Source organism: Parabacteroides sp. AM08-6 (genome assembly GCF_003473295.1).
In the GTDB taxonomy this organism is placed as follows: domain Bacteria; phylum Bacteroidota; class Bacteroidia; order Bacteroidales; family Tannerellaceae; genus Parabacteroides.
On record NZ_QRMP01000075.1, the window covers coordinates 1 to 1316 of the forward strand.

Sequence of the window (1316 nt, forward strand, 5' to 3'; positions counted from 1 at the left end):
TTAAAGCCTACACTTGCCGATTTTACCGAAGAGGAAAAAGCCGAATTGCAGAAACCGGCAACAGATGCGGCAGTTGAAGTTCGAGCGGAAATGTCTAAAATCGCGGAAGAAGGGAACCGGAAAATAGCCGATTTGACTACGGTTGAAACTACAGCCAAGGAAAACGAAGCTGCGCGGGTTGATGCTGAAAAGAAACGTGTTGCCGCCGAAGGATTACGGAAGACAGAAGAGTTAGCCCGGACGGAAGCCGAAGAATTACGAAATCAATCGGAACAAAATCGTGTAACAGAGGATGAGAAACGTACAGCAGCCGAGGTTATACGGGATAATGCCGAACAAGCTCGAATTAGGGAAGAAGGAGTCCGTAACAGTCAGGAGCAGGTGCGTAAAGATGCCGAGGTTCAACGTGAACAATCTGAACAGGAACGTATTGCTGAAGAAGGCAAGCGCTCTGCGGCCGAAGTTCTGCGTAATCAGTCAGAACAGAGCCGTACGACGGAGGAAGGAAAGCGTGGCCAGGCTGAACAGTTTCGTGAGGCAGCTGAAGTAGATCGCGATGCCGCTGAAAAGCTACGTATCTCCGCTGAAACTGGCCGCGACGATGCAGAGAAGCTTCGCGTTAATGCTGAAACGAATCGTGTGACCGAAGAGGGTAAACGTGATAATGCCGAGAAAGTTCGTATTGAAGCCGAGGCCGCTCGCGTAGAAGCAGAGAAGAAACGCGTCACAGAGAGCAAAACAGCGGTAGACAATGCCAATTCCGCAGCGGAGTTGGCTAATAACTCTGCTGCCAATGCCCAGGATACTGCTGATCATCCGACGTATGTTGGTGAAAACTATTATGTATATAGGTGGAATAAGGAGACAAAAGCTTACAACAAAACAGACATCTTTGTCAAAGGAGATGCTTTCTCGATCAAGAAAGTTTATCCGTCTGTTTCAGCTATGAACGCAGATCTGGATAATCCGAATCTCAAAGAAGGTGACTTTGTCTTAATCAATACCAACGACGTAGAAGATCCTGACAATGCTCAATTGTATATCCGTACCGTTGCCGGATTCAACTTTATTGTCGATATGTCGGGAGCGATCGGATTCACCGGAAAGACACCTCAATTTACAATCGGGAATGTGGCAAAAGGTGATGATCCTGTTGTTACATTGTCTCCTGATGGAACCGATACGGATGGAAATCCCAAAAACCTGTTAAATATCGTATTACCCAAAGGTGATAAAGGAGACAAGGGCGATGTCGGTCCAGCTGGACCAGAAGGAAAACAGGGACCTGTCGGACCTGTAGGTCCAGTAGGCGCTCC

Annotated in this window: 1 pseudogene; it reads left to right on the forward strand. The window is 47.8% G+C overall.

The annotated features are described in order from the left end of the window. Positions 1–1316 (forward strand): annotated as a pseudogene (locus tag DW103_RS18185) (hypothetical protein); the annotation flags it as partial.